This is a genomic window from Listeria aquatica (assembly GCF_014223975.1).
Lineage (GTDB): Bacteria > Bacillota > Bacilli > Lactobacillales > Listeriaceae > Listeria > Listeria aquatica.
In genome coordinates this window covers 206,090-232,518 of the sequence record NZ_JAARRM010000002.1, presented here as the reverse complement: position 1 = coordinate 232,518, position 26,429 = coordinate 206,090, and the positions used below count along the sequence as shown (strand labels likewise).

Below are 26,429 nucleotides of genomic sequence, written 5' to 3'. Positions count from 1 at the left end.
AGGAGGTTCGCTCTTCATGGATGAGGAACTTAAAGAAAATATTATGGGTGCACTGGAGCAAGTAATTGACCCAGAACTTGGAATAGATATTGTGAATATCGGTCTTGTTTACGATGTTGATTTGGATGAGGACGGACTGTGTACGGTTACGATGACTCTTACAACAATGGGATGTCCACTTGCTGGTATTTTAACAGATCAAGTTCATGCGGCACTCGCTGATATTCCAGAAGTGAAAGATACACATGTCGATATCGTTTGGAATCCACCTTGGACAAAGGAACGAATGTCACGTTATGCGAAGATCGCACTTGGAATTCGTTAAATAAATCTAAAGCGGCATGTCTCTCTTGCAGGAGACATGCCGCTTTTGCTTGTGGAAAATCAGCCTTAAGAAGGATTCGATCGAGGCGTTGCTTAGCTATAATAAAATAGATAGAAAAGGGAGGTTAGCAAAAATGGAAGAACGTCTTTATGAATTAGAGGATAAGGTGCAAGACTTAGAGTTAGAGGTTCTTGATTTAAAACAGCAAGTTTATGACCTCAAACAGCAACCAGAACGTACAGGTTCTTTTTTAGGCGGACAGTTTTGGGTGCTGATTCCAGTTGTTGCGATTTTAAGTTGGATGTTCATCGAAATCTTTGATTGATAACCTTTTATTGTGGATGAGTCTTTTTACTGGATTTTTATTAGACAATTAGGTAGAATGTTCTGGTGTACGATTATTCTTTTATTTTCGAAGTGTTTTTTGGATTGTCACAAAAAATCCACAAATTAGACACTTGATTTTTTTAAGAAGAATAGTACAATGAATATATAGAGTTTTATCCCGATGAAAGTTAAAAATTTTTTTTGATTTTCATGGGGATAAGACCCTATCATGGTTATAGTGGCTTTCGGTGTATCCATCTTCCAATAGATTAACGTTTTGTTAATCATCTGTTTTAACACCGAACCATTATTTGTTTTCATTCATCTCATTTGCCATGTAGTCTCTGTCTATGCCTCATCCCGTTATGCATAGACACTCGAGCATGATGGCGACGCTGGACATTTTGTCCAGCGTATTTTTTTGTCGTAAACAGATGATTTTTGTTCAGGATTGGCTCCTGTTATACTAAAACTAGGAGAAGGGGGCTGATAGAATGACTTTAACGGGTAAAAAAATTATTGCTCTTATAAGCGATGACTTCGAAGATCTAGAATTATGGTATCCGGTTTTGCGACTTAGAGAAGAGGGTGCAACAGTAGATCTTGTAGGGGAAGAAAAAGGACGTGTATTCCACGGGAAATACGGGGTACCTGCGACATCAGATTTTGCTTTTCAAGATATTAAAAAAGAAGAATATGATGCGATCATTGTTCCGGGTGGCTGGTCTCCAGATAAACTACGTCGTTTCGATGAAGTTTTAGATTTTGTTCGCTATTTTGATGAACAGAAAAAACCAATCGGACAAATTTGCCATGCGGGCTGGGTTCTTGCATCTGCAGGCATTTTAAAGGGTGTCAATGTAACGAGCACGCCAGGCATTAAAGATGATTTAACTAATGCGGGAGCAATTTGGCATGATAAGCCGGTTGTAACAGATGGACATATTGTTTCGAGTCGGCGTCCGCCGGATTTACCGGATTATTTAAAAGCTTTCATTGCTGCTTTTGATTAAAAAAGAAAAAGCCATTCTACTTTCATTCCGATTAGGATGAAAATAGAATGGCTTTATTTGTTTAGAGATAGTAGCTAACAATAAATCCAATAAAGTTGGGAACAGCCGCCAAGAAAAGCATGATGCTCCAGCGAAGCTGTTTGCTGCGCGCTTCACGGTTACTACGTCCGCCAAGTGAGACGAAGGCAGAACAAGCAATTGAAATAAAGATTAGCAGCATAGCTACAAAGGAAAACATCGTAGCGAGCGTATAATTAGGAAGTAAGAAGCTTGCAAGGAAAGTAAGCACAGCTATACCGATTCCTGCAAGAAATGATTTTAAGTACAAAGCGATGACATCCTTTTCTAGAGATTACTTTCTTTATAGCAAATGTGCCTAGCTTTGTCCAGCTAAAAGCGCCTGCAACTTTTACAGGCGCTTCAGGGTTAATGGGGCAAGAAAGCCACAAGAATAAAGAATAAAATAGCGATCAAAATGAGGAACCAGTTCAGTTCACGCCATTTACCAGTGAAGACTTTAAGAACCGGGTACGAGATAAAGCCGAAAGCAAGGCCAATCGCGATACTTGACGTAAGTGGCATTGCAAGGATGACAAGGAAAGCTGGGAAAGCTTCATCTAATGTGTCCCAGTCAATTTCTTTTACAGCGCCAATCATCATGCTTCCAACAATGATAAGTGCTGGGGCAGTAATAGCGGAAATACCAGAAACAGCGCCAACAAGCGGTGCAAAAAAAGCGGAGACAACAAACAAAATGGAAACTGTAAGTGTCGTAAGTCCTGTACGCCCACCAGTAGCTACACCAGCTGAGGATTCAACGTATGCACTTGTTGGTGTTGTACCAAAAACTGAACCGACAGTTGTTGCGATTGCATCCCCTAACAATGCTTGTTTGGCATTAGGTAGCGATTCGCCTTTCATCAAGCCTGCTTTTTTAGCAACCCCGATCATTGTTCCTGTGGTATCAAAAATTGTGATTAACAGGAACGAGAGAATGACGGCGTACAAACTATGTGAGATGACATCTGAAAAAGCATGAATCGGATTAGTGAAAACAAATTCTGGCATTGGTGGTAATTTGACAAAGCCATCTGTAAATTTAAGTTCGCCTGTGAAGAAAGAAATAATTCCTGTAGCGATCATTCCGATAAATAAAGCGCCTTTGACATTCAACGCAAGAAATATCAGTGTGATTAAAAGTCCTACTATAGCTAGTAAAGCTTCAGGCGAATGGAGGTTGCCTAGTCCAACTAAGTTGGAATCGTTTTTGACGATGATTCCTGTCATACGAAAACCTAAAAATGCAATAAAAAGACCGATTCCGGCTGTAATACCAGCTTTTAAATTATGTGGAATCGCCGTAATAATTTTTTCACGGAAAGGTGTTAACGATAAGATAAGAAAAATGATACCAGCCACAAAAACTGCAGCAAAAGCAACAGAATAATCCATTTTTTGGGTGGTGACGACTGTCACGAAGTAAGCATTCATGCCAAGACCTGGTGCGATGGCAATTGGATAGTTGGCAAAAAGGGCCATCCATAGCGTACCTACAACGGCAGAGATAATAGTTGCCATGAAGACAGTATTAAATGGAACACCTGCGGCAGAAAGGATAGCAGGGTTTACAACAATAATGTAAACCATCGTTAAGAACGTAGTAAAGCCTGAAACAATTTCTGTTTTTACATCCGTTCCGTTTTCTTTTAATCGAAACATAAGACTTGGACACTCCCTTTAATATCATTTACGAACAATTAATGATTACTATATTATAATATTCGTTTTTTGAGGAAATTGCAACCCTGATTTTTGGGTTTTTATAATGAAAGAAAAGTAATTAGGTCTATGTTATAATAAAAATGATTTCACCTGAAAAAGGAGGAAGTGCGATTTGAAGGCAATTATTTTTGATTTTGACGGAACGATGATTGACACGGAGAATTTATGGCATGACGCGACAATGAAATATGTGAAAGAAACGTATGGAATTGAAGTTCCAGCTGCGATATATGAGCAGATCATCGGAACGACAGAAGAGCCACTGCATCATTATTTAACGGAAGCTACGAATGGTCAGTTTGATGTGGAAGCTTTTACGTCACATGTTTCGGAGGAGCTTTCAAATGGGATTCTGCAGTTAGAGCTTCGACCAGGTTTTGAGCGAGTTTTTGATTATGCGGTTTCAGATGGCTTTAAGATTGGCCTTGCCACGAGTTCTGGGCGAGAATGGGTAGAACCAATTTTGAAGAAATTTCATTTGTTTTCACATTTTACAACCATCCAAACAGCTGATGATGTGAAGCAAATAAAGCCAGACCCAGCGCTTTACCTTCAAGCAGCGGCAAAATTAGGCAGTAAACGTATTTATGCCGTAGAAGATTCGCTAAATGGCGTCATCGCAGCGCAAAAAGCCGGATTGAAAGTCTTGGCTGTTCCAAATGCCGCGACGGCGAACATTCAGTTTCCAGAAGGAGTACCAGTTTTTCCAGATTTTGATTCCATTCCTTTGGAAGAAGTTTTTGCCAATTAAATAAAAATTTTGCTCTAAAAATTAAACACTAATTTTTAGAGCTTTTTTTATGCCTTTGGATGAGAAATACGCAAAAAAAGATAAAAAAATCTAATTTTATGTGCTTTTAAATGGTGTTATAAAGCCATTTTTGGTCAAAGGAAGGTATTGCTTTATTGAATGAGGGCATGTATAATTCAAAACAATTGTGAGAGCTTAATCTAGATAATACATAACAATAATACCATCAGGAGGAGATGAAGCAACATGAAAAAAATTAGATTATTAGTTATGCTAGGTCTTTTATTATTAGTTATTAGTGGCTCGATAACTGCTTTTGCTAAAGGAAATACAGCAGATACAAGATGGCATAATGAGTACAGATTTTGGAGTCCTTATGACCATTCTCCAGCAAGAATGAAGTTTAACACCAGTGCCTATTACAATAAAGTCACAGGGAGTAGTTTGAATACCTATGCTAAATTTTGGGCTGCACTTGGCGATGGGAAAGACGTATCAGATGGACATGTTTATAAACAACGATTGGGAAATAAACCACTACATTTATACAATAAGGCGCTTGAATGGAATAACTATTATCCAATAAAAGTAAGATTTGAATCTGCGAGATTTGAATCTTTTGCTATGTGGGGGGTATGGAGTCCAGATTCAAGACGATGATAAGCTACTAAGCGCTCGTCATTTGATTTAATAATGTCCATTTAACACACCAAGAAACGAGGAAAACAATATCGATGACCCATTTTTTAAAGCTGAGATTACAGACAAATCAGCGACTGTTCGCCCTTTTGATAGGTTTAGCAATTGTTAGTGCTCACCTTTTAAAAGTTTACGGATTGTCTGTTAAAAAACATGTCACTTTTACTCCATATACTGCCTGGCTTTCAATGGACTTTTCAGGTACAAGCGCTTTAATGCTCCTTTTTTATCTACTTTTGCCGATTATCGCTTCGCTTTCTGCCTCGACTATTTTTTTAGAAGATAAAAGAAACCATTTAATTTGCTATGTATTACTGAATTCTTCGCGAAAAAAATACTTTTCGATGCTGTTCTTGAAAACTTTTTTAACGGGTGCAGTTGTTGTTGCACTCCCACTGATTATAGATTTGATTGGTTGTTTTTTATTACTTCCAAACTTAAAACCAGACCCGCTTATCAATGTGAACCTTGGAATTTATGAAGGAAGTGGTGATTTATTTCCCCATTTATTTTATGCACATCCTCTTGTATATGCTCTTTTCAATATTGCCATTAGCTTTGTATTTGCAGGACTATTTGTAACTTTTGCGCTTGCAGCTTCCTTTTATATAAAAAATAAAATGGTGATTTTACTGCTTCCTTTTTGCTTACAACTTTTAAGTATTGCGGTGAACTCATTTGTCATGAAAAATATGGCTCTATCTCCTTTTGGCTTTTTGCCAGAAGCGATCACAACGTATGATAAAAGTTTTTTAGCGATCGTTCTTTATGGGGGAATCCTTTTTTTGGTCACACTATTTCTATACGTTCGTGGAGTTAAAAATAATGAAGCATTTTGAGAGTTTGAAATTTGCAAGAATCCGCTTGTCTCACTTTTACGGAATTTATTTGCTTTTTGGTGGTCTCACCACTCTTTATTTCATTTTCACCTTTTTGCAGGCAAAGTCTAGTGCTGCTCTTCCGGATGTGCAAGTTTTAATAACCTTAAATCCTTTAGCCAGCATCCTATTTGTTTTTATCCCTTGTTTGCTCATCTTTCTAGCCATTTTGCCTGATGTGAGTGTTCTAGAAATGGCTATTTACAGGAAAAGGCAACTTTATTTAACTTTTCATTTTATCAAATTTGTCATAGCATTCGTAGTCATTTTACTACCGTGCATTTTGCAATATGTGCTTTATCTATATATACTTCTTCATTTGCAAGGGCTTGATTTACTGGTAGTGGGCGGTTTTTATGCTTTAATTTGGCTTGAAGCCTTTTTACTGTTAGCACTTCTTTATTTATTTTTCCTTATCCTAATTAAAAACAAGGGAATGGCCTTGATACTCACTTATTCAATACTCGTTTGTGATGCTCTTTTTATATCAGGGAAACTTGTTTTAAGCTTTTTTTGGAAAATAACATTTGCGAAAATCACGAATTTTGATCTCACCATTCAATTAACGGAACAACTTGAAATCATTGGGAAAGTGTGTCTGCTTCTTGCTTGTATTTTGGTGATTTTTTATAAGAAAGATGTGAGAAAATGATTTTCAAACTTTATAAGCAAGAAATAAGTGTTTATTTTTTACGGGAGAAATGGAAAATTGTATGCTCATCCATTTTGTTGCTTTTGCTTATGTTTCTGCAGGCTAGTGAAGCAGGTGAGAATGAAAATCTACTGGACAAATGGTTAAGCGGTCCTTCAAAAGTAGATTTAGAAAATAACTTTTATCAATTTCCCATCCTCTGGTTTGCTTTTTATTTTATCCAGTTTTTCCATCTTTATAATTATCTTGGTCGAGAAGAACAGCAAGATAAAGCCGTGTTTATTGCAAACGGGATGAATCGCCGAATAATCATCATCAGTAGGTTACTTACTGTTATGAGTTTTGCGGGGATATATTGGTTTGTATTTGCTAGTTTAAATGTCGTGTTTTCACTTTTTAAAACTAGGCAGTATAGCTTAAATCAATTGGAAGAACTTGCTTTCTTATTGCTTGCACTCTTACTATTTAACGTTTTAGGAGTTGTGGTCCAGCTTGTTTTTAACACAATTTCAGCGCTTTTACTCACATGTATCATTCTGATTTTGTCCACAAGATTTTATCTGTTTTACTCTATTGTTAATGCTACGTTCAGTAGTCGATGGATAGATTATACGGAACTAACACGTATTAAAATGCTGTTTATGGCACTCTTTGTATTTTTATTACTTACTTATCTTGCTATTTTTATCTATAGGCAAAAAGACATCTTGAGAAAGTAGGGAAAACATGGATTATATTAAGTTGTTCAATGTGACAAAAAAAATAAGAGGCCAAACGGTACTCGAAGGGATCACATTAACCTTGCAAAAAGGAGCGATATACGGATTAAGAGGGACAAATGGTTCGGGGAAAACAATGCTTTTACGGGCCATTCTTGGATTGATTCGATTAAGCGATGGGAAAGTAGAAGTTTGCGGTGAGCCAATTTTAGCTGAAAAACGGTTTCCTGTTTCTACAGGATTATTACTAGAAAACCCTTCACTTGTTTTTGAATTCAACGCCTATAAAAATCTTCAATTGATTGCGGCATTAAAAGAGGAACAGATAACGGATAAGGAGCTTATCGCACTGCTAATAAAAGTCGGGCTTGACCCGAAAGATAAAAGGCGTGTGAAGCGGTTTTCACTTGGGATGAAGCAAAAAGTGGGACTTGCTCAAGCTTTGATAGGAAATCCAGAATTACTTATTCTAGACGAGCCTTCAAATGGATTAGATGAAGAGAGTGTTGAAAATCTAAAACACTTACTACTGGAAGCAAGGGGAAGTGGGGCGACATTAATTTTAACAAGTCATGATCGGTTCTTTTTGGAGGGGATTTGTGATGAAGTGATTGAAATAAAAAATGGAAAACTGGCAAACAAACAAGACGAGGTATAAAAATGAGCAAAATCAAATTATTGGTAGCGATACCTGTAGTTCTAGTGCTAGGAGTTTTACTTATTTTGGGATATCAACATGCAAACCAACCATTTCGTGATTTTACGATGAGTGAGAAGAAGCTTGTGAAAGATAGGTGGGTAGAAACGGCTGATTACAAGCTAAAAGTGGTTGGTGTGAAAGAGGAGAAGCAAAAGAAAGCTGGAGAACTGGCTTGGTCGAATCTGATTGTTTCTGTTTTGATCGAAAACAAAAAGCATCAAAATGTAAGAAGTCAATTGCTGGGAGAAATTTTTCTTTCGTCAGAAAAAGCAAGTTCGGGGCAAGCGCTAGATATTTTGAATGAAGATGGGCATTTTGCGGTTTTTAAATTCGGAAAAGCGATCCCTTGCCAAATTATTTTTGAGACACCATCACGAGATGTTACGGATCTTACGAAGGTATGGATGACAGTGATGCAAAACAAGGGACATCAATATACAAAATATGTTTATCATTTTTAAAGAGGCTTAGACAAAATGAAAAAATGAGGCTAACTAGCTAAAAGGAAAAGAACAGAAATCGTTCAATGAAGCCATTTGTAAAATGGTATGTTTGACGATTCTGTTCTTTTTTGTTTTATGTCCCAAACACTTTTTTTGTTAATTGAATGTCAAGCGTTCCATGCGGTCAAACGCTTCTTTTAAGACGTTAAGATCCTGGGTGGCGGCGAGGCGAACATAATTGTCACCGCTATCTCCAAAAGCGCGTCCAGGGATTATGAGGACTTGTGTTTCTTGCAAAAGATATTCGCTAAAAGCAACTGAATCCATCCCAGTTCGGCTGATGTTTAAAAAAGCATAAATCGAACCTTTTACTGGATGAAGCGACAGATAAGGAATTTTTGCTACACGTTTTTGGACGTATTCGAGTCGCTCTTTAAAAGTATTAGCTACTTTCGGAATAAGCGTTTCTGCGTGATTAAGGGCGTAAATTGCGGCCCGCTGTGAAGGCGTTGGCGCAGAATAGGTGATGCCTTCATTAAGAAGCTTAGCGGCTTCATTGATATAGGACGGGGAAATCATGTATCCGAGTCGCCATCCGGTCATCGCGAAATTTTTAGACATGCTGCCGAAAGTAATCGTGTGTTCCGGCGCAAGGGAAGCCATCGGTATGAAATCTTCATAGAAACAAAAACCATCATAAACTTCATCGGAAAGAATGTAGAAATTATGCTTTTTCGCAAGTTCTGCAATCTTTTCAAGTGTTTCTTTTGAAAATACAGCTCCAGTTGGGTTGTTTGGTGAATTTAAAATGAGCGCCTTTGTCCGGTCTGTAATGGCAGCTTCTAAAATGCCCGTATTAATCATGAAATTATCTTTTTCATAGGTTGGGATAAATACGGGACTACCACCAGAATTTAAAACTTGGTCTTTATAAGGCGAAAAATAAGGCTCGTGAATAATGACCTCATCGCCTGGATCAAGAAGAACCTGGAGGGCTAAATACATGCCGTGAAGCGCGCCTACAGTTGCCCGGATTTGATTTTCAGCAAACTCAAGCTTGTATGTTCTTTTGAAAAACGCTTGGATGGCCTGGATCAATTCGATGTCACCGCCGGACTCTGTATACTTTGTCGCGCCGCGTGAAACGTCCGCAAAAGCTGCATTAATGATGGCTTCATCCGTGATTAAATCGGGATCGCCGATTGATAAATCTAGAATGTTAGATGTCTTTTTGGCCAGAGTACCGATATCCGCTAAAATGTTCACAGGCGTTTCTTGAAATTTCTTTGCCATGTTGTTTTTGTCCATCCGAGTTCCTCCTCATAAAGAAAAAAGAACGCAAGCTGCATTCCTTTTTCTTTTTATTTTAACTTAAATTAAGAGAGTACTTTCCCTAAAAAATCTTTCGTACGTTCGTTTTTCGGATTGCCAAACACTTCATCAGGCGTTCCTTGCTCTTGGATGATGCCTGCATCCATGAAAACAACACGATCTGCTACTTCACGAGCAAAGCCCATTTCATGTGTGACAACAACCATTGTCATGCCTTCTTTTGCAAGTTCTTTCATAACATTTAACACTTCACCAACCATTTCTGGGTCAAGTGCCGATGTGGGTTCATCAAACAGCATAACATCAGGGTTCATAGCGAGCGCACGTGCAATGGCGACACGCTGCTGTTGGCCGCCCGACAAATTGGCAGGGTAACTTGTGGCCTTTTCAGCAAGACCTACTTTTTTAAGCAACTCCATTGCTTTCTTGTTTGCATCTTTTTCGCTTTCGCCTTTTACTTTTGTTGGTGCAAGCGTCAAATTTTGGAGCACAGTTTTATGCGGGAAAAGGTTAAAAGCTTGAAAAACCATGCCCATACGTTGACGGAGTTGGTTGATATTTGTGCCTTTAGCAAGTAAATCATTGTCTTCAAAAACCACGTGTCCCTCTGAAGGCTTCTCGAGTAAATTGAGGCAACGAAGCAAGGTGCTTTTCCCGCTACCAGAAGGACCGATTACAACAACAACTTCTCCAGCATCGATCTCTAAATCAATTCCTTTTAAAACCTCGTTTTTTCCATAGTGTTTGTGTAGGTTCAGAACATTAATCACTAGTTTTGAATCTCCTTTCTGCAATGCCCAAAAGTCTGGAGAGACTGAATGTAAGGACAAAGTAAATGAGTGAAGTGATGATTAGTGGAACAAATGGTTTGAAACTTGCGCCTTGTACAACGCCAGTCATAAACATAAGTTCGCCAACACCGATAACTGAAACGATGGAAGATTCTTTGATGACTGTGACAAATTCGTTACCTAAAGCAGGCAAAATATTTTTAATCGCTTGCGGCAAAATGATGAAACGCATAGCTTGATTTTGCGTCATGCCGAGTGAACGTGCCGCTTCTGTTTGGCCTTTGTTAACAGCGGTGATTCCTGCACGGATAATTTCAGCAACATAAGCAGCACTGTTAAGCGAGAGGGCAATACAGCCTGAGATGAAGGCTGAAAGGTTTAACCCAAAAACTTGTGTTCCAAAAAAGACGATGAAAATTTGAACAAGAAGCGGCGTGCCGCGAACGAATTCGATATACCACGTCGCAGGCCAGCGGAGCCATCTGGTTTTGGCAAGTTTCATAAGCGCTAGAAGAGCTCCAAAAATGGCGCCGCAGAAAACGCCGATGGCTGCTAAAACGATCGTATATAGTGTCCCTTTTAAGAAATAGCTTCCATACTGACTGAAGAAATTACTTTTTTGGAACATCAATTCGTTAGCTTCTTTTTGGTAATCTTTCAGCAGTTTTTTATCTTTGATTTCTTTGATGGAATGGTTCACTTGATCTTTTAAAGTCGTTGCTCCTTTTTCCATAGCAACGGAAGTTTCTTTTCCACCATTGATGAACTTTGCATCAGAAATGGTGAGTGTGTCATCTTGGCTAGCATATGCTTCGGCAACGGGCCCTTCAAGAACGACAGCATCAATCTTATTGTTTTTTAAGTTTAAAATTAAGTCAGGTACTTTTTGAAGTGAAGTGACGGTTGACCCGGTCAATTCTTTTTGAGCTAGTTCTTCTTGCGTTGTTTGTTTTTGTGCGCCGACTTTTGTCCCGCTGAAGTCGTTGGTGGATTTTAGTTTATCTTTATCCGTTTTTCGGATGACTATTTCTTGTTCGACTGCCATATAGGGGTCAGAAAAGTCAACTTCTTTTAGTCGTTCGGGTGTGGGGGACATACCTGAGATGATTAAATCGATTTTACCGGTTTTTAAAGCACCAAGCAGGCTGTCGAAACCCATTTCTTTGATGCTCAGTTTGACACCCATATCATCTGCGATTTTTTGAGCGATACTGATATCAAAGCCGACAATTTCATCTTTTCCTTTTACGGTTTGATGAAATTCGTAAGGCGGATAATCCGCCGACAAACCAACCACCAATTGTTTTTTATCTTTAATTTGTTGCAGTGAGTCGTCGCTTGCCGCTTTGGCAGAAAGAAACGGCATACAAAGCGAAAAGATAAATATGACGATAAAACTGATGATGGCTAGTTTTTTTGGGTGTTTAACAGTAAGCATATCTGCAACTCCTTCTCTTTTTGGTAAGTTTAATATGTAATAATAATACATTAAATTGATTAAATATTCAATAGTAAATTTGGAAAAGTTTTATTTAAAGGAAGGAGTTGGTGCTTTTTGTGCATAAATGATGTATTTATAAACCGATTTTGCTTAAAATAACAATGAAATAACTCAGAAAGAAAAAGCTGTCAGGAACATTTGTATTTTCGTCAATAAGCTGTAAGAGAACTTGCTGATCTTGGAGAATGATAAAAGCACTTTCTTGTCCGTGGAAAAGTATAGTTATGCGATCGATTGTATTTTTTTGGATAATTTCAATGGGGAATTCTGATTCAGTTGTGAATAGATGGAGAAAGTTCCTAGAGGTTTCATCTTCATAGAAGGCAAGTTGTTTGTCGTTTTCTAGGTCATGAAAGACAACGGCTGCATCATCGCCTTCGCGCCAAGCAATTTCAAATGTTAAAGCCGCAAGCTCTTGTTTTTCACGAGGTTCAGTTGAAAAAAGACTAGCATCACGAAAAAAAGAAATTTTGGCTGGTGATTTCATGATTATACCGATAGTTTCCCCGTTTTCTTTGTTTACTTTAACGGGCTGTTTATTTACGAGTGCTGCTGGTTTTTTAAAATAATAGCGCATGTTTTTTACTCCTTTTTTGCTTTTATTCCCGCTTTTTAGTGGGTGAAACGGCGCAAATCGAATAAAAAAGTCACAACCGCATTGGTCATGACTTGAGAGTCTGATTTATTTTATAAGAACAGATTTAAGATGAAGAACATGAGAGCGGCAACTGCAGCTGAAATTGGCAGTGTAATGATCCATGTAATAATCATTCGTTGTGCTGTATCCCATTTGACCCCTTTGACACGGTGAGCCGTTCCAACTCCGAGAATAGAAGAACTAATCACGTGTGTCGTACTAACAGGTAGATGAATAAAAGTAGCACCGAAAATGACAATAACAGAACCAAGGTCTGCTGCAACCCCGTTAACCGGTTTGATTTTCATAATTTTGCCACCGACTGTCTTAATGATTTTCCAACCACCGATACTCGTTCCAATTGCCATTGCGAGCGCACAGGAAACTTGTACCCAAAGCTGAACATCATCACCAGACTGGAAGCCGTTTGCAATTAAAGCCATCGTAATGATCCCCATCGATTTTTGCGCATCATTTGTACCGTGTGTATAAGATTGAAGCGCGGCTGTTGCAACTTGAAGGAACCGGAAATTACGGTTTGTTGTCGATAAGTTCAAGTTCTTTAAGAAGACTTTAAACAGCGTATAGATGGTATAACCCGCAGCGAATGCAAGAAACGGAGAAGCGATTAAACCGATAATGATGGTTACAAATCCTCCGTATTCAATTGATGCAAACCCAGCAGAAGCAATGGCAGCTCCGGCGATTGAACCAATTAACGCATGCGAAGAACTACTTGGAATTCCGAAATACCAAGTAAGTAGGTTCCAAAATATAGCAGCAAGAAGTGCAGCTAAAATAACAATTTCACCATGTGGGATGCTGAACGGATCGACAATATCTTTTGTTATGGTTTTTGCTACACCAGTAAAAGAAATCGCACCAATAAAGTTCATAACTGCTGCTAGTAAAATAGCGTGCCTAGGCTTAAGGGCTTTTGTGGAAACACTTGTAGCGATCGCATTTGCTGTATCGTGAAATCCGTTGATCAAATCAAACGTGAGTGCAGCAAGTACAATGACTACTGTAATAAGAAATAATCCTTCCATGATCGGCTCCTTATGCGTTCTTCATGACAATTGACTCAAGTGTATTAGCAACACTTTGACAGTTGTCTGCAACTTCTTCTAGATCTTCATAAACTTGTTTTTTGCGAATAATTTTAATCGCATCTGTTTCTTCTTGGAATAATTTAATAAGTGATTCGCGGTAAACTTCATCGCATTGCGATTCATAATCTTTAATTTTTATGGCTAACTTACGCACATCTTTCAGTTTCTTATTGAAAACAAGATCAACTGCTTTTTCGATCTCAACAGTGCTTTCTTGGATCGCTTTAATAAATTTCAACATGTATTCGTCATAATGAGTAATCTGACAGATTTCAAGTGAAAAAGCAGTTTGTTCAAGACCGTCCATTACATCATCTAAACGGTTTGTAAGCTCAAGCATATCTTCACGCTCGATAGGTGTAATGAAGGCATCGTTTAACTCCATGATCATTTTGTGAACCATTGTATCACCGGTCGTTTCATATTCTTTCATTTTATCTGAAAAAGTATGTAAGTCCCCAAGTGAATCAATGTTGTAGGTAGCAAAAAAGTCAGCTCCCTCGTGAAGATTCACAGCAATGTCATGTAGTAAAGATGCAAAGCGGTCTTTCTTATTTTTAAAAGCCATTTTCTTAAATTCCCCCGATCCTTTAAGTAAGTAATTTTTGCAAATGAATTCCCTGTGTTTAAAAGGTTTTTCTTAACAATATGCTTACAAAAAATTAAAACGTATCAACTTGAAATTTACCACATGATAATACTAACATATCGAGCACTGAAATAGGAAACTTTTTTTGGGTTAAAATAAGGCGGAGAAAGACTGCAATCGTTTACAAATGGGATTGTTAGTACAACATGCGTTTTTTTTGTCATAAAAAATTAACTTATTATTAGGAAGGAAAGCGGAAATTCGGTATACTGAGAATAGAACTTTCTAAACAAGGAAGCGGGTTTGAAGGAGGCTTTCAGATGGTGAAAACCGTGCAAGATAAATACCAGCTACAAAATGGAAGTAAAATTCCTTACATTGGGCTTGGAATTTTTCAAATGAGTGAAGAAAAATATATCACACAAGCGGTTGTAGAGGCGATTAATGCAGGATATCGCTTATTTGATACGGCAGCTGTTTATAATAATGAACGTGAAGTTGGCGAAGCGATTCGCGCGGGAGGGGTTTTGCGAGAGGAACTTTTCATCAGTTCAAAAATTTGGAACGGTGACCAGGGCTACGATGAAACACTATTTGCCTTTGAGCGGACGCTTAAGAATTTAAACTTAAACGAACTCGATTTGTACTTAATTCACTGGCCACTCGCAGGAAAGTATCGAGACACTTGGCGTGCGATGGAGCGACTTTACGCTGAGGGAGCAGTGAAAGCAATTGGTGTCGCGAACTTTAAGGAACATCATCTAGAAGATTTGCTTGCCGTTGCGAATGAATTACCTGTACTTAACCAAGTAGAAACACATCCACTTCTCCCGCAAAATGAACTACGAACGTTCCTGAAAAAACATGGGATTGCTCATGCGGCTTGGTCGCCTCTTGCGAAGGGGACGCTTATGCAGAATCCAGTGATTCAAGATATTGCGAAAAAGCACGGGGCGCAAGTTGACCAAGTTATTTTGCAATGGCATTTATTACGAGACACAATTATTATTCCAAAATCGATTGCTTCTTCGCGGATCAAAGAAAATGCGAAATTATCCTATTTTGAGCTAGATAGGGAAGATTTTTATAAGATTAGCAAACTAGAAACCGGAAAATATGTGGGGCCTGATCCAGATGATTTAGCTTACTTTCTTGAAAGCATGAAGCGCGAAGAAGAGCAGCTTCAAAATGCACGCGACAATCGTTAAATAAACACCTCAAAACTTTGACTTACTTAGTTTTGAGGTGTTTTTTAATCAATGATAAAGTCCTTAGGTGGACGAGTTTTGACCGATAAGGTTTGATTTAAAAACGGATGGAAAAATTCAAGTTGTTCTGCGTGTAATAAGGTTCGTTTTGCAAGTTTTGCACCACCATACAGCTTGTCACCGATGATTGGGTGATGAATACTTGCCAGATGGACACGGATTTGGTGAGTACGCCCGGTTTCAAGCTTTAACCTGACAAGGCTTGTAGCATTCGGATAAGTTTCGAGCCGCTCCATATGCGTGATTGCATTTTTCCCGGTAGGGCTGATGCACATTTTGTTTGGATGATGCCGGTCAGTCCCAATTCGTTCTTTGATGGTAAGGGTTTCTGGTGTTTTGCCGCTAACTAGTGCTAGATAAATTCTATGGATGTTGCGATTTTCAAGTTGCCAAGAAAAAGCAGCGAGGCTCAAGGGATTCTTAGCGAATAGAACCAAACCCGAAGTTTCTTGGTCAAGTCTATGAACAGCAAACGGGGAAGAAATGGGATCGTGCTTTAAATACGCCGCGGCAAAGTTCGCGAGTGTCCCGGTTTCATCAGGGCTGTTTGGGTGTGTCTTAACGCCTGCAGGTTTATTTAAAACGAGAATAAAATCGTCTTCGTATGAAATATCGAGTGGGCCTGACTCAATTTTTGCGGCATTTTCTTTTTGAAGAGGAACTGTTAAAATTTGTCCGGCGGAAAGCTCGCTTTCCCAGTTGGGTTTATTCGATCCGTCCAGTGTGAATTCTTGCGACATCCGGAGTTCGTGCCGCGACCTTTTTCCTAAATGGAATGTATCCCGAAAGAGCTCCGTCAAAGTTTGGCTTTCCCATTCAGGGAGAATTTCAATTTTTAGCATAATTATAAGCCTCCTTGGCAGCAAAAAGCTGGAACTTTCTGCAAAGCTCCAGCTTTTTATTTTTTAATCGTCATCTTCATCATCATTTTGTTCGGGTTCAGGTTTTGCTATTTTGATGATTTCAAGGTATTCAATGTGATGCGGTTCTGCTTCTTTAACGCGGAAGATATAGCCGCCATATTCAATTTCATCGCCGACTTCGACTTCGTAGTTTTGAGTCAGGAACCAGCCGCCAATCGTATCAACTTCTTCTTCCTCAATATCTGTCCCAAGAATATTATTCACTTCATCAATTAAGAGTTTGGCATCTACAATATAATGCCCATCTTTGATTCGGCGAATTTCAGGAATCTCATCTGCATCAAATTCGTCTCGAATGTCCCCAACGATTTCCTCGATGATATCTTCGACTGTGACAAGTCCAGATGTGCCACCATATTCATCAAGCAAGATCGCGATGTGCGAACGCTCTTTTTGCATTCGGAATAAAAGTTCTTTGATCGGAATGGTTTCAATAACCCGGATAATGGGTTTGACATAAGGATCAATATTGAATTTTTTATCAGAACCATGTTCTACGTAGGCAGATAAAATTTCTTTTAAGTTTAATACCCCGATGATGTGGTCTTTATCGCCATCAATAACGGGATAACGTGTATAACGCTCGGTTTTCATAATATCGGATAGATCAGAAATATTCGACCCAGCATCGATTGTGACGATTTCCGTTCGTGGAATCATCACTTCTTTTGCCATTCGTTCGTCAAAATCAAAAATTTTATTAACATAGCGAAATTCAGATTGGTTAATCTCACCGCTTTTGTAGCTTTCTCCAACGATAATGCGCAATTCTTCTTCTGTGTGCGCCACTTCATGTTCATTCGCGGGTTCTAGTCCAAATGCCTTCGAAATAAGGACGGAAGACTCATTCAACAACCAAATGAATGGAAACATGATTTTATAGAAATAATGAAGCGGTCTTGCAACGGTTAGCGCGACAGCTTCTGTTTTATCAATTGCAAGTGTCTTTGGAACCAGTTCTCCAACGACCACATGCAAGAATGTGATGAGAATGAAAGCAATCACAAAAGAAAGCAAGGTTACAATCGAATTTGGTACATGTAAGAGTTCAAAAAGCGGATGTAGCGCGGCTTCAACGGTTGATTCCCCGAGCCAACCTAATCCTAGTGAACTGATCGTAATCCCAAGCTGACAAGCTGATAAGTAAGCATTCAGATGGTTATAGATATAACGAGCCAGTTTTGCTCGCTTACTTCCTTCTGATATCAACTGATCGAGTCGACTTGGTCGCATTTTGACAATCGCGAATTCGGTCGCAACAAAAAAGGCCGAAACACCGATCAAAAGTGCGATGATTAAAAATTTAATGGTAAGTATCAATCGTAGGTCATTTACAGAATAACTCTATAAATGACTGCCACCTCCTAGGTAATCTTGATTTTTAGAAAGGAGTAGGCTGTCTGGCTTAGAGGAGAAAATTCTCAAAGCGAAGCGCCTACTGGATGGATAATGAATTAAATTTGAAATTAGTTGCACTGCCCCATTCGAAAATCCCCTCCTTCTCCGAATTGGTAAAGTTATCTAAATTATAATGGAGAATGAAAAAGAACACAATAATATTCTACTTTTCAAAAAAAGGTTCAATGTGAACGAGTGTATAAGCGGTTGGGAATTTTGAACGAATTGCTTGTTCGATTTGTTCAGTGATTTCATGACTACGTATGACATTTAAATTTGGATCAACGGCTACTGTCAAGTCAATCCAGATCCGATTTCCGTTAAAGCGAGCTTTGATATCCTTTATTTCTTTCACTTCTGTCACGTCGTGAACAAGATTGTGGATGATTTCAAGTTTAGAGACATCAAACCCATCTGTTAAGCTATGTGCGGCATCAAAGAAAATTTTTACGGCGGTATAACCGATCAAAATACCAACAAGTAGCGCAGTTACAGCATCCACCCAAGGGAAACCAAGCACGGCAAAAATAATGCCGATAAATGCACCAAAGCTCACTAATGCATCGGAGCGATTATCGAGTGCGGCAGCTTTTACTGCTTGGCTATCGATTTTTTTCGCAAGACGGTTATTATAAAGATAAATCCCAAGCATGAAAATGCCGGAGAAGAAAGCGACAATGGCTGTTAAGGTATTTGGTGCGGCAAAGTTTCCTTTAAATAAGTTGGATATCGAGCTAAAGATAACTTCGAGACCAACGAGTAGCATGATAAAAGATGCAACGAGTGAACTGATCGTTTCAGTTCTACGGTGCCCATAAGCGTGATCGGCATCAGGTGGGATGCGTGATATCCGGAGCCCGATTAGTAAAGCGACAGAAGCGATGACATCGGTTGTGTTATTCAAACCGTCGGCAAACAGTGCGTCAGAATGTCCAAGTAAACCGACAATAACTTTGACGACAGCAAGAAAAAGATAAGCTAAAATACTCAGTAAGGCTGCTTTTTCTCCTTTTTTTATATCTTGATAGCCATCCAATTTAAACGCCCTCCATTACAAAAATCTCTCCGAAGTATTTCGGAGAGACAAAGTTAAACTTCAATAAACTGTTTCTTTAAACTCATGACAAGAACGGCGATTTGCTCGCAAATTTCCTGATATATGGCCCACTTTGATTGTGTGCTTTTGGCATGCTCTGGATCTTTGATATCCCAGTAGACGATTTTTTTCTGGAGTGTTTCTGGATAGTGCGGCGCGATTTCATAAGTCGAATCATAAATCGTGACAATTAAGTCGGCCTTATCTAGAAGTTTTTGACTAGGGACATAAGACAAACTACTCGGAGTATCGATTGCAAACTCTTGAAGCGCCTCAGACACGAAATGTGTTTTGCGAGCCTTAAGCCAAGAACCGCTGATGAAGGTCACATCAGAAAGTTTGAGTTTCTTCGCCCACGCTTCCGCGATCAAGCTGCGAATATGCGATTGTGACAAGAAATAAATCAATTTTTTTGGCATTTTTAATTCCTTTCCGTGTTGTCTTTCTGTAGATCTTTCTAAAAAGTCCTTCTGTCCATACTTGTTGTCTACCCAGTTTCGTTTTTTTGGAAACATCTTTTTTATTTTCAGCTATTTTGGCATAGGCAAATGGGAAGAGAAAAAAATAAGGCTTAGGGCGGTAGAAAAAATTCCCCATTTAGCGTAAAATAGTCGTAGTTCAGTGTGCAATTTATCAACGGTGAACTAAATTTAAAGGAAAGTTAGGAGATAAGTTTGGAAAATTTTAAACAGCTGATTTTAAAATCAATCAAACAATTTTTCAGCTTTATCTGGAAATGGCTTGGAATTTTTTGGAATAAATTGCGCCGTTTTATGAAGAATAAACATATTATTAAATGGATTATTTTATTTGTACTACTTGCGATACTTGGGTTTATTATTTATTTAACGGTTGTGGCCAAATCTGCAGATATTGATGCGCTCAAAAAAGGATTAGAAACGGCTACGATTGTCTATGACAAAGATGGCGATAAAGCAGGCGAGCTTTCGTCAACGGATGCGACTTTTGTTAAAATTGATAAGATATCTAAAAACGCGCAAAATGCGGTTGTCTCAGTCGAGGACCGAAAATTTTATCAGCATAATGGGTTTGACTTAAAGGGGATTTTCCGGTCAGCGTTTGGTTTGGTTAAAACCGGTGGGATTACTGGTGGTGGTAGTACGATCACGCAGCAACTTGCGAAAAATGCCCTGCTTAGTCAGGAGCAAACATTCACGCGGAAAGCTAAAGAATTGTTTATGGCGCGTGAAATTGAACGGACGTATTCAAAAGATGAAATTTTAGAGATGTACTTAAATCGTTCTTATTTTGGAAATGGTGAATGGGGCATTGAAAATGCTTCGAAAAAATATTTCGGAAAAAGTGCTTCTGAGCTTACTGTTCCTGAAGCGGCGATGATTGCGGGGTTGTTACAGGCGCCTAGTGCCTATGACCCGTATAAACATTTGGAACGAGCAACGGAGCGACGTAACGTCGTTTTAAAAACGATGCTCGAAAATAAAAAAATCAGCAAGAGCGAATATAATACCTATCGAAATACGAAGGTAGCGCTAAATAATAAAGCATCCGATCCACTAGCTAATAAGTATCCGTGGTATGTGGATGCGGTTATCAATGAAGCCGTAAATAAAGCAGACGTTTCACAAGACGAAATCATGCGTAAAGGATATAAGATTTATACACAGCTTGATCAAAATTATCAAACTTCATTAGAGAGCATTTATGATAATAACTATTATTTCCCCCAAGGTACCAGTGATGGAACGCTGGTTCAGTCTGGGGCGGTCTTAATGGATCCAGCAACCGGGGGGATTAGAGCCTTGATTGGCGGCCGGGGGGAGCATACTTTCCGTGGCTTTAACCGGGCAACGCAAATGCGTGCACAACCAGGTTCAACGATGAAACCTCTCGCAGCTTACGTGCCGGCGCTTGAAAAAGGCTGGGATGTCGACACCATGCTAAAAGATGAAAAGAAAACTTACAAAGGCAATTATACGCCAACAAACGTAAGTGGAACGTATCAAGGTGAGGTCCCAATGTACGAAGCGGTAGCGCAATCAATTAATGCGCCAGCTGTTTGGACCTTGAATGAAATTGGCATCAAGCGTGGCATGAAGTCTGTTGAGCGATTTGGAATTCCGCTTGAAGAAAGTGATGATACGCTTGGACTTGCACTTGGTGGGTTGAGTAAGGGAGCGACGCCAGTTGAAATGGCCGCAGCTTATGCAACCTTTGCAAATAAAGGCGTAAAACCAACTGAAGGCTACGTTATTAGCAAGATAGTTGATCCATCTGGGAACACAATTTATGAACACGAACCAGAGACGAAACGAATTATTTCGGAAGATGTTTCTGATGAAATGACTTCGATGTTGCTTGATGTTGTGAATACTGGAACGGGACAAAATGCAGCTGTAGCTGGTTATGAAATGGCCGGAAAAACTGGTTCAACGCAAGTTCCGTTTGATGATAAGAGCGGCACTAAAGATCAGTGGTTTGTGGGCTATACGCCAAACCTTGTTGGGGCTGTTTGGATGGGATATGATAAAACGGATGAAAGTCATTATCTAAAAACGAATAGCTCGAGCGGTGTAGCAAACTTGGCGCATTATGTCATGAAGAGTGGTCTCAGATACTTGAAACCTGAAGACTTCGCAACGAAGAGTGCCGCTCAAATTACGCAGAAGAAAAAAGCGGATGAAGCGAAAAAAGAAGAAGAAAATAATGATTTCTGGAACTCGGTGAAAGAAAAAGCGGGTGAAGCGGGCGACGCGATCAAAAAAGGTGCTGGCAAAGTCAAAGAATTTGGCGGTAAAGTAACAGACGAGATTGGCGGCTGGCTCGGTGGAAATTAAAGAAAAGCGTGCGACACTATGTCGCGCGCTTTTTTTAATCGGTAGTTGACCACTAGATGGCTTCTGTTATACAATATATATAACAGAGTGTTAAGGAGGAGACGTGGATGGAAATTGCAGGCATTGATTTAACGTTATTATTACCTATTTTTATTTTATATTTGATTTTGCTCGTTACGGCGCTTGTTGATCTTATTCGACACTGGCAGGTGAGGAAAAATCCAGTTGTTTGGCTTGTTGTGATTCTTGTAATAAGTTCATTTGGTGCGATTGCTTACTTTATTTTTGGAAGGAAAGAACAATGACGACACTTAAAATTAATCAATTATCAAAACAATTTGAAAGTAAAAAAGCTGTCAAGGAAGTGTCTTTTTCGGTTCAAGATGGGGAATGTCTGGCGTTAATTGGTCCGAATGGTGCTGGGAAAACAACGCTTATTAATATGCTAGTGCAAATTTTAAAGCCGGATCAAGGGACGATTTTACTGGATGGGGAGCAAATTAGCGGAGCTCGTGAAAAAATAGGATTTTTACCGCAATATCCTGCTTTTTATGGTTTTATGACGGCGGTCGAGACACTTCGATTTATGGGAAGATTATCTAAAATGAGCGGAAAGGCGCTTGAAGCGCGCATTGATGAGGTGCTCCGACAAGTTGGATTAGCCGAGGAAGGCAAGAAAAAGGTAAGTGGTTTTTCAGGGGGGATGCGGCAACGTCTAGGTATCGCCCAAGCAATTTTGCATAAGCCTAAACTGCTGGTTCTTGATGAGCCGGTTTCTGCACTTGATCCGATTGGCAGGCGGGAAGTGATTACGCTGATTGAAGCGCTGAAAAAGGAAACGACGATTTTGTTTTCAACGCATATTTTGCAAGATACCGAGGAAATTTGTGATCATATTGCGATGATGCGCCGAGGTGAAATTGTGCTCGATAAGCCGCTTTCTGAAATTAAAAGGGAGGCAAGCACGTCTGTTTTTGAAGTGGAGTTTGCTCACGATCCGGAGTGGTGGTTTGAAGCGATTAGAAAAAGTGATCGCTGGATTCGGGCGGAACGCATTGGAACAGTTTGTCGCTTTGAAGTGAAAAATCGGCACGAGGACGGAGAATGGCTGTTTATAGAGGCAGGAAAAGCAGGGCTCGATATTCAACGTTTTGAAAATATCCACGAAAGTCTAGAACAAATTTTCATGAAGAAGGTGAGCGAATGAAAGCCTTGTTGGCAAAAGAGTGGCTTGAGAAAAAGCGCAATTTGAAATGGATTTGGCTCCCAGTCGTCTTTGCGATTCTAGGTCTAACGCAACCTCTCATGGTGAAATTTTTACCAGAAATCTTAAAAGCTGTAGGTGGCATTGAAAATCCTGATGCACTGTTACAAATGATGGGGGAACAAACGTCTGGAACCATTCTAGGGCAGACTTTAGCTTCACAATTTGATCAAATCGGTGTTATTATTTTTGCTGTTGCTGCGATGGGATGTGTTTCATCGGACCGCACAAGCGGTATGCTTGCTTTCATGATGACAAAACCGCTACGAATTTCAAGCTATTTAAATGTGAAATGGATCAGTGAAGGAATAACGGCTTTTTGTGTGCTCCTAATTGGCTATCTTTTTTCCGTTTATTATACGGTTGCGCTGTTTGGGGAAATGGAATGGGAACGTGTTGTTGTAGCCTTTTTGATTTATATCATTTGGTTTGTGTTTTTAGTTGGTCTACTTATTTTATGTAGCGCAAGTTTTAACAGTGGGGCCGCTTCGGCAAGTATTACTGTAGTCGTTGCTATTTTGCTAATGAGCGTAACGGCTGTGGGTACAAAATGGCAAATGTTTAATCCGGCTTATCTAAGCCAAAATGCGGTCGCTTTTCTTGCAAATGGAAAAGGTCTTGAGCATTTTGTGGTTTGCTTGTTTTGGACATTTGGGCTGATTGTGTTGCTTTATTTTGCGACTTTTTGGGTGATGAAGAAAAAACCACTTCAAACTGAAAATCACTGAAAAAACATGCTATACTGGACAAAAAGGAGTGTGGCGTGTGGAAAGAATCGAAAAAGATACGTTTGGTGAGATTTCTGTTGACGCTTCTAAGTTTTGGGGCGCACAAACGGAGCGGAGTTTACGGAACTTTAAAATTGGCACGGATAAGATGCCGCTTGAAGTTATCGATGCTTTTGCGTTTTTAAAGAAGGCTTGTGCGACGGTGAATGTTTCGATGGGAAAACTTTCTGAAGCGAAAGGTGTAGCGATTAAACGGGCGTGTGATGAGATTTTAAGCGGCAAGTTAGATGAACATTTTCCGCTAGTTGTCTATCAAACAGGTAGTGGAACGCAAACGAATATGAATGTGAATGAAGTTGTGGCCCATGTTGCAAGCGAAAGAAGCGGTGAAGGGATTCATCCAAATGATGATGTGAATATGTCGCAAAGCTCGAATGATACGTTTCCGGCAGCGATGCATATTGCGGCTTACCAAAAGTTACAGCAAGAGCTTCTTCCTGAGCTGGACAAATTTGAACGGGTGTTGAAAGAGAAAAAGGAAGCGTTTATGGAGATTGTTAAAATTGGCCGAACGCACCTTCAAGATGCGACGCCGCTCACACTTGGACAGGAAATTAGTGGTTATGAGGCAATGGTGCACCGGGCGAAGCGCTTCATTGAGGAGAGCAGTAAGGAACTTCTTCCACTTGCAATTGGAGGAACAGCAGTTGGTACGGGCGTGAACGCACCAGATGGTTTTGGTGATGAAGTGGCACGCGAGCTTGTGAAGCTAACAGGATCGTCTTTTGTTTCGGATAAAAACAAATTTTTTGCGCTTTCTAGTCATAGTCCGCTTAATTTTGTTCACGGGGCACTGAGAAGTTTGGCAGCTGATTTGATGAAAATTGCTAATGATATTCGTTTTCTTGCGAGTGGGCCGCGAAGTGGAATTGGGGAGATTTCAATTCCGGCGAATGAGCCGGGGAGCTCAATTATGCCAGGGAAAGTTAATCCAACGCAATGTGAGGCGTTAACGATGGTTGCTGCGCAAGTAATGGGAAATGATACGACGATTGAAGTGGCAAGCAGTCAGGGGCATCTTGAGCTAAATGTATATAAACCAGTTATTATTTTCAATTTCTTGCAGTCGGTGAAGCTGCTTAGTGAGGGGATGCGTTCGTTCCGGATGCATACTTTGGATGGGCTTCAGGCGAATGAGCAAGCGATTCAAGAAAAACTTGAAAATTCGTTGATGCTTGTTACGGCACTTAATCCACACATTGGTTATGAGAAGGCGGCGCAAATTGCAAAGGCTGCCCACGAAAAGGGTACGACACTACGAGCGGAAGCTGTGAATTCTGGATTTTTAACTGCAGATGAATTTGATGAATGGGTCGATCCGCTTAAAATGACAAATTTGTGAACCAAGAATTTTTTCTTGGTTTTTTTTGTGTCATACTTTAGAATGAATTTTTGATGTAAAAGTTGTCGTATGCCTGCTTGTAGCTTATAATGGTAACACTTGAAAAAGGCGGTGCAGGAATGAACATTTGGATTTCGATACTAGTTATGATGATAATTGGTGGCTTTATTGGGATGATGACGAATTTTATTGCAATTCGGATGCTTTTTAGGCCCTATAAAGCTATTTTTATTGGGAAATGGCGGTTACCTTTTACGCCGGGATTAATTCCTAAACGACGTGATGAACTGGCTCAGAAAATTGGGCAGGTTGTAACGGAACATTTGCTTACAGGTGATATGATTCAAAAAAAGTTGCAAGATGAAGGACTGCAAGCAGGTCTCGTGCAGACGGCACAGGAATTTTTTAAGGAGAAGATGGCGCTAGAAATAACCCCTACTGAGCTTGCGGAACTTGCTGGGTTTCAAAATGGTAAGGAACGCTTGGTAGAATGGGTTTCAAATAAAGCGGTAAGCGAAACAGAACGATTTTTAAATGAAAAAGAAGCAACAAAACTTGAAAGTCTAATCCCTGATGCGGCAGATGCTTTTTTAACGAAGAATCTTGCTGGTTTTTCCGAGCTGGGAATAACGCGTGCATCAGATTATTTGCAAAGTGATGCGGGGAAAAAGCAACTTCATTTGATGCTTGAAACTTTTTTTGAAGAGCATGGGAAAATGGGAAGTTTTGCGAAAATGTTTTTAAATGTGGACTCCCTTACGGAAAAGGCACAGCGAGAGCTAGAAAAGTTATTAAAACGTCCTGAAATGAAAGAAGCGCTGGAAAATTTACTTATCACAGAGTGGCGTCAATTGCTTGAAAAAAATTTAGGCGAGCTTGTCTCTTCCGAGAAGAAAGAAGCATTTTTACAACAAGTTGGGCATGAAGCGCGGGGGTTTCTAGAAAATGAGAAATGGTTAAATCGGCCGCTTCAAGAGAATTTAGCGAAATATGAGCAGCAAATTGTGGAGTATTTTATTCCTTACGGGGTAGAAAGGTTGCTCGCGTTTGCCTCAGATCATAGTGGGGACTTGCTGAACCGGCTAGAAATTGCAGCGCTGATCGAGTCACAGATTGCAACTTTTTCGCTACACGAGATGGAACAGATTGTAATCAGTATTTCTGGGAAAGAACTTAAAATGATTACTTACCTTGGAGGGATTCTTGGGGGCGTGATCGGAATCGTGCAGGGAATTCTGGCGTTATGGATCTAAAGGTGGCATCTCTGCCTCAGTTTTGTTATA

General features: G+C 39.6%; 29 protein-coding genes. 17 read left to right on the top strand and 12 right to left on the bottom strand.

The window, feature by feature from the left end; all coding sequences use genetic code 11:
• Window positions 1-16 precede the first annotated feature (16 nt).
• The 3 genes from HB912_RS06940 to HB912_RS06930 all read left to right on the top strand — a co-directional run bounded on the left by HB912_RS06940 (window position 17) and on the right by HB912_RS06930 (window position 1,665).
• Window positions 17-325 (top strand): metal-sulfur cluster assembly factor, encoded by a 309-nt coding sequence (locus HB912_RS06940; protein WP_036071250.1) that lies wholly within the window; start codon window positions 17-19, stop codon window positions 323-325.
• Between the two features lie 133 nt (window positions 326-458).
• A complete protein-coding gene (locus tag HB912_RS06935) occupies window positions 459-650 on the top strand; it encodes a hypothetical protein (RefSeq protein WP_185373256.1) in 192 nt (63 codons plus the stop codon).
• 496 nt (window positions 651-1,146) lie between these two features.
• Window positions 1,147-1,665, top strand: coding sequence for a type 1 glutamine amidotransferase domain-containing protein (locus HB912_RS06930; RefSeq protein WP_185373254.1), 519 nt, complete (start codon window positions 1,147-1,149; stop codon window positions 1,663-1,665).
• Window positions 1,666-1,726: 61 nt separating this feature from the next.
• On the opposite strand, the gene HB912_RS06925 is transcribed toward HB912_RS06930, so the two are convergent.
• Both HB912_RS06925 and HB912_RS06920 read right to left on the bottom strand, forming a co-directional pair.
• Window positions 1,727-1,993: a hypothetical protein gene (locus tag HB912_RS06925; protein WP_036071239.1), complete on the bottom strand. Its 267-nt coding sequence runs from the start codon at window positions 1,991-1,993 to the stop codon at window positions 1,727-1,729.
• A gap of 98 nt (window positions 1,994-2,091) precedes the next feature.
• On the bottom strand, window positions 2,092-3,384 hold the full coding sequence (locus tag HB912_RS06920) for an NCS2 family permease (protein ID WP_036071236.1): 1,293 nt from the start codon (window positions 3,382-3,384) through the stop codon (window positions 2,092-2,094).
• A 175-nt stretch (window positions 3,385-3,559) separates the two neighbouring features.
• Here HB912_RS06920 and HB912_RS06915 point away from each other — a divergent pair, with 175 nt between their 5' ends.
• The 7 genes from HB912_RS06915 (at window position 3,560) to HB912_RS06885 (ending at window position 8,307) form a co-directional block, all read left to right on the top strand.
• A complete protein-coding gene (locus tag HB912_RS06915) occupies window positions 3,560-4,198 on the top strand; it encodes an HAD family hydrolase (RefSeq protein ID WP_185373252.1) in 639 nt (212 codons plus the stop codon).
• 246 nt (window positions 4,199-4,444) lie between these two features.
• Entirely contained in the window at window positions 4,445-4,858 is a 414-nt protein-coding gene (locus HB912_RS06910; protein ID WP_185373250.1) for a hypothetical protein, read from the top strand.
• Between the two features lie 176 nt (window positions 4,859-5,034).
• The gene (locus HB912_RS06905) at window positions 5,035-5,736 is read left to right on the top strand and encodes a hypothetical protein (RefSeq protein WP_185373248.1); all 702 of its coding nucleotides are present in this window, start codon (window positions 5,035-5,037) and stop codon (window positions 5,734-5,736) included.
• Window positions 5,723-6,427, top strand: a complete 705-nt coding sequence (locus HB912_RS06900; RefSeq protein ID WP_185373246.1) for a hypothetical protein — start codon at window positions 5,723-5,725, stop codon at window positions 6,425-6,427. Before HB912_RS06905 ends, HB912_RS06900 begins: the two co-directional genes overlap by 14 nt.
• Window positions 6,424-7,146, top strand: coding sequence for a hypothetical protein (locus HB912_RS06895; RefSeq protein WP_185373244.1), 723 nt, complete (start codon window positions 6,424-6,426; stop codon window positions 7,144-7,146). Before HB912_RS06900 ends, HB912_RS06895 begins: the two co-directional genes overlap by 4 nt.
• Window positions 7,147-7,153: 7 nt before the next feature.
• Window positions 7,154-7,804, top strand: a complete 651-nt coding sequence (locus tag HB912_RS06890; protein WP_185373242.1) for an ABC transporter ATP-binding protein — start codon at window positions 7,154-7,156, stop codon at window positions 7,802-7,804.
• A gap of 2 nt (window positions 7,805-7,806) precedes the next feature.
• A complete protein-coding gene (locus HB912_RS06885; RefSeq protein ID WP_185373240.1) occupies window positions 7,807-8,307 on the top strand; it encodes a hypothetical protein in 501 nt (166 codons plus the stop codon).
• Window positions 8,308-8,445: 138 nt separating this feature from the next.
• Here HB912_RS06885 and HB912_RS06880 read toward each other — a convergent pair whose 3' ends face one another.
• The 6 genes from HB912_RS06880 to HB912_RS06855 form a co-directional block, all read right to left on the bottom strand.
• Window positions 8,446-9,597, bottom strand: a complete 1,152-nt coding sequence (locus HB912_RS06880; protein ID WP_185373238.1) for a pyridoxal phosphate-dependent aminotransferase — start codon at window positions 9,595-9,597, stop codon at window positions 8,446-8,448.
• 68 nt (window positions 9,598-9,665) lie between these two features.
• Window positions 9,666-10,391: an ATP-binding cassette domain-containing protein gene (locus tag HB912_RS06875; protein ID WP_185373236.1), complete on the bottom strand. Its 726-nt coding sequence runs from the start codon at window positions 10,389-10,391 to the stop codon at window positions 9,666-9,668.
• A complete protein-coding gene (locus tag HB912_RS06870; protein WP_185373234.1) occupies window positions 10,384-11,850 on the bottom strand; it encodes an ABC transporter substrate-binding protein/permease in 1,467 nt (488 codons plus the stop codon). Before HB912_RS06870 ends, HB912_RS06875 begins: the two co-directional genes overlap by 8 nt.
• Window positions 11,851-11,986: 136 nt before the next feature.
• A complete protein-coding gene (locus HB912_RS06865) occupies window positions 11,987-12,490 on the bottom strand; it encodes a hypothetical protein (protein ID WP_185373232.1) in 504 nt (167 codons plus the stop codon).
• 110 nt (window positions 12,491-12,600) lie between these two features.
• Window positions 12,601-13,599 (bottom strand): inorganic phosphate transporter, encoded by a 999-nt coding sequence (locus HB912_RS06860; RefSeq protein WP_185373230.1) that lies wholly within the window; start codon window positions 13,597-13,599, stop codon window positions 12,601-12,603.
• Between the two features lie 10 nt (window positions 13,600-13,609).
• The gene (locus HB912_RS06855) at window positions 13,610-14,230 is read right to left on the bottom strand and encodes a DUF47 domain-containing protein (protein WP_036071203.1); all 621 of its coding nucleotides are present in this window, start codon (window positions 14,228-14,230) and stop codon (window positions 13,610-13,612) included.
• 341 nt (window positions 14,231-14,571) lie between these two features.
• Between HB912_RS06855 and HB912_RS06850 the strand changes: the two genes are divergently transcribed.
• Window positions 14,572-15,459 (top strand): aldo/keto reductase, encoded by an 888-nt coding sequence (locus tag HB912_RS06850; RefSeq protein ID WP_185373228.1) that lies wholly within the window; start codon window positions 14,572-14,574, stop codon window positions 15,457-15,459.
• Between the two features lie 44 nt (window positions 15,460-15,503).
• Here HB912_RS06850 and HB912_RS06845 read toward each other — a convergent pair whose 3' ends face one another.
• The 4 genes from HB912_RS06845 to HB912_RS06830 all read right to left on the bottom strand — a co-directional run bounded on the left by HB912_RS06845 (window position 15,504) and on the right by HB912_RS06830 (window position 19,355).
• A complete protein-coding gene (locus tag HB912_RS06845) occupies window positions 15,504-16,361 on the bottom strand; it encodes an RluA family pseudouridine synthase (protein ID WP_221635661.1) in 858 nt (285 codons plus the stop codon).
• Between the two features lie 63 nt (window positions 16,362-16,424).
• A complete protein-coding gene (locus tag HB912_RS06840) occupies window positions 16,425-17,762 on the bottom strand; it encodes a hemolysin family protein (protein WP_185373226.1) in 1,338 nt (445 codons plus the stop codon).
• 241 nt (window positions 17,763-18,003) lie between these two features.
• Complete coding sequence (locus tag HB912_RS06835) at window positions 18,004-18,876, bottom strand: cation diffusion facilitator family transporter (protein ID WP_185373224.1); 873 nt, start codon at window positions 18,874-18,876, stop codon at window positions 18,004-18,006.
• A gap of 53 nt (window positions 18,877-18,929) precedes the next feature.
• On the bottom strand, window positions 18,930-19,355 hold the full coding sequence (locus tag HB912_RS06830) for a low molecular weight phosphatase family protein (RefSeq protein ID WP_185373222.1): 426 nt from the start codon (window positions 19,353-19,355) through the stop codon (window positions 18,930-18,932).
• Between the two features lie 255 nt (window positions 19,356-19,610).
• Here HB912_RS06830 and HB912_RS06825 point away from each other — a divergent pair, with 255 nt between their 5' ends.
• The 6 genes from HB912_RS06825 (at window position 19,611) to HB912_RS06800 (ending at window position 26,399) form a co-directional block, all read left to right on the top strand.
• Window positions 19,611-21,752 (top strand): transglycosylase domain-containing protein, encoded by a 2,142-nt coding sequence (locus HB912_RS06825; protein WP_185373220.1) that lies wholly within the window; start codon window positions 19,611-19,613, stop codon window positions 21,750-21,752.
• 107 nt (window positions 21,753-21,859) lie between these two features.
• Window positions 21,860-22,057 (top strand): PLDc N-terminal domain-containing protein, encoded by a 198-nt coding sequence (locus HB912_RS06820; RefSeq protein ID WP_036071187.1) that lies wholly within the window; start codon window positions 21,860-21,862, stop codon window positions 22,055-22,057.
• Window positions 22,054-22,959 carry an ABC transporter ATP-binding protein gene (locus HB912_RS06815; RefSeq protein ID WP_185373217.1) on the top strand — a complete coding sequence of 302 codons (906 nt, stop codon included), beginning with the start codon at window positions 22,054-22,056 and terminating at the stop codon, window positions 22,957-22,959. The genes HB912_RS06820 and HB912_RS06815 overlap by 4 nt, the downstream gene beginning before the upstream one ends.
• On the top strand, window positions 22,956-23,744 hold the full coding sequence (locus tag HB912_RS06810; protein WP_185373215.1) for an ABC transporter permease: 789 nt from the start codon (window positions 22,956-22,958) through the stop codon (window positions 23,742-23,744). The genes HB912_RS06815 and HB912_RS06810 overlap by 4 nt, the downstream gene beginning before the upstream one ends.
• Window positions 23,745-23,781: 37 nt before the next feature.
• Window positions 23,782-25,146 carry a class II fumarate hydratase gene (gene fumC, locus HB912_RS06805; protein WP_185373213.1) on the top strand — a complete coding sequence of 455 codons (1,365 nt, stop codon included), beginning with the start codon at window positions 23,782-23,784 and terminating at the stop codon, window positions 25,144-25,146.
• A 119-nt stretch (window positions 25,147-25,265) separates the two neighbouring features.
• Complete coding sequence (locus tag HB912_RS06800) at window positions 25,266-26,399, top strand: DUF445 domain-containing protein (RefSeq protein ID WP_185373211.1); 1,134 nt, start codon at window positions 25,266-25,268, stop codon at window positions 26,397-26,399.
• The last annotated feature ends 30 nt before the right edge of the window (window positions 26,400-26,429 follow it).

Excerpts from the sequence above, each read along its gene's own strand:
- HB912_RS06940 (WP_036071250.1), top strand. The coding sequence starts at position 17 with ATGGATGAGGAACTTAAAGAAAATATTATGGGTGCACTGGAGCAAGTA.
- HB912_RS06935 (WP_185373256.1), top strand. The coding sequence starts at position 459 with ATGGAAGAACGTCTTTATGAATTAGAGGATAAGGTGCAAGACTTAGAG.
- HB912_RS06930 (WP_185373254.1), top strand. The coding sequence starts at position 1,147 with ATGACTTTAACGGGTAAAAAAATTATTGCTCTTATAAGCGATGACTTC.
- HB912_RS06920 (WP_036071236.1), bottom strand. The coding sequence starts at position 3,384 with ATGTTTCGATTAAAAGAAAACGGAACGGATGTAAAAACAGAAATTGTT.
- HB912_RS06910 (WP_185373250.1), top strand. The coding sequence starts at position 4,445 with ATGAAAAAAATTAGATTATTAGTTATGCTAGGTCTTTTATTATTAGTT.
- HB912_RS06900 (WP_185373246.1), top strand. The coding sequence starts at position 5,723 with ATGAAGCATTTTGAGAGTTTGAAATTTGCAAGAATCCGCTTGTCTCAC.
- HB912_RS06895 (WP_185373244.1), top strand. The coding sequence starts at position 6,424 with ATGATTTTCAAACTTTATAAGCAAGAAATAAGTGTTTATTTTTTACGG.
- HB912_RS06890 (WP_185373242.1), top strand. The coding sequence starts at position 7,154 with ATGGATTATATTAAGTTGTTCAATGTGACAAAAAAAATAAGAGGCCAA.
- HB912_RS06885 (WP_185373240.1), top strand. The coding sequence starts at position 7,807 with ATGAGCAAAATCAAATTATTGGTAGCGATACCTGTAGTTCTAGTGCTA.
- HB912_RS06880 (WP_185373238.1), bottom strand. The coding sequence starts at position 9,597 with ATGGACAAAAACAACATGGCAAAGAAATTTCAAGAAACGCCTGTGAAC.
- HB912_RS06870 (WP_185373234.1), bottom strand. The coding sequence starts at position 11,850 with ATGCTTACTGTTAAACACCCAAAAAAACTAGCCATCATCAGTTTTATC.
- HB912_RS06865 (WP_185373232.1), bottom strand. The coding sequence starts at position 12,490 with ATGCGCTATTATTTTAAAAAACCAGCAGCACTCGTAAATAAACAGCCC.
- HB912_RS06860 (WP_185373230.1), bottom strand. The coding sequence starts at position 13,599 with ATGGAAGGATTATTTCTTATTACAGTAGTCATTGTACTTGCTGCACTC.
- HB912_RS06855 (WP_036071203.1), bottom strand. The coding sequence starts at position 14,230 with ATGGCTTTTAAAAATAAGAAAGACCGCTTTGCATCTTTACTACATGAC.
- HB912_RS06850 (WP_185373228.1), top strand. The coding sequence starts at position 14,572 with ATGGTGAAAACCGTGCAAGATAAATACCAGCTACAAAATGGAAGTAAA.
- HB912_RS06845 (WP_221635661.1), bottom strand. The coding sequence starts at position 16,361 with ATGCTAAAAATTGAAATTCTCCCTGAATGGGAAAGCCAAACTTTGACG.
- HB912_RS06830 (WP_185373222.1), bottom strand. The coding sequence starts at position 19,355 with ATGCCAAAAAAATTGATTTATTTCTTGTCACAATCGCATATTCGCAGC.
- HB912_RS06820 (WP_036071187.1), top strand. The coding sequence starts at position 21,860 with ATGGAAATTGCAGGCATTGATTTAACGTTATTATTACCTATTTTTATT.
- HB912_RS06815 (WP_185373217.1), top strand. The coding sequence starts at position 22,054 with ATGACGACACTTAAAATTAATCAATTATCAAAACAATTTGAAAGTAAA.
- HB912_RS06810 (WP_185373215.1), top strand. The coding sequence starts at position 22,956 with ATGAAAGCCTTGTTGGCAAAAGAGTGGCTTGAGAAAAAGCGCAATTTG.
- HB912_RS06800 (WP_185373211.1), top strand. The coding sequence starts at position 25,266 with ATGAACATTTGGATTTCGATACTAGTTATGATGATAATTGGTGGCTTT.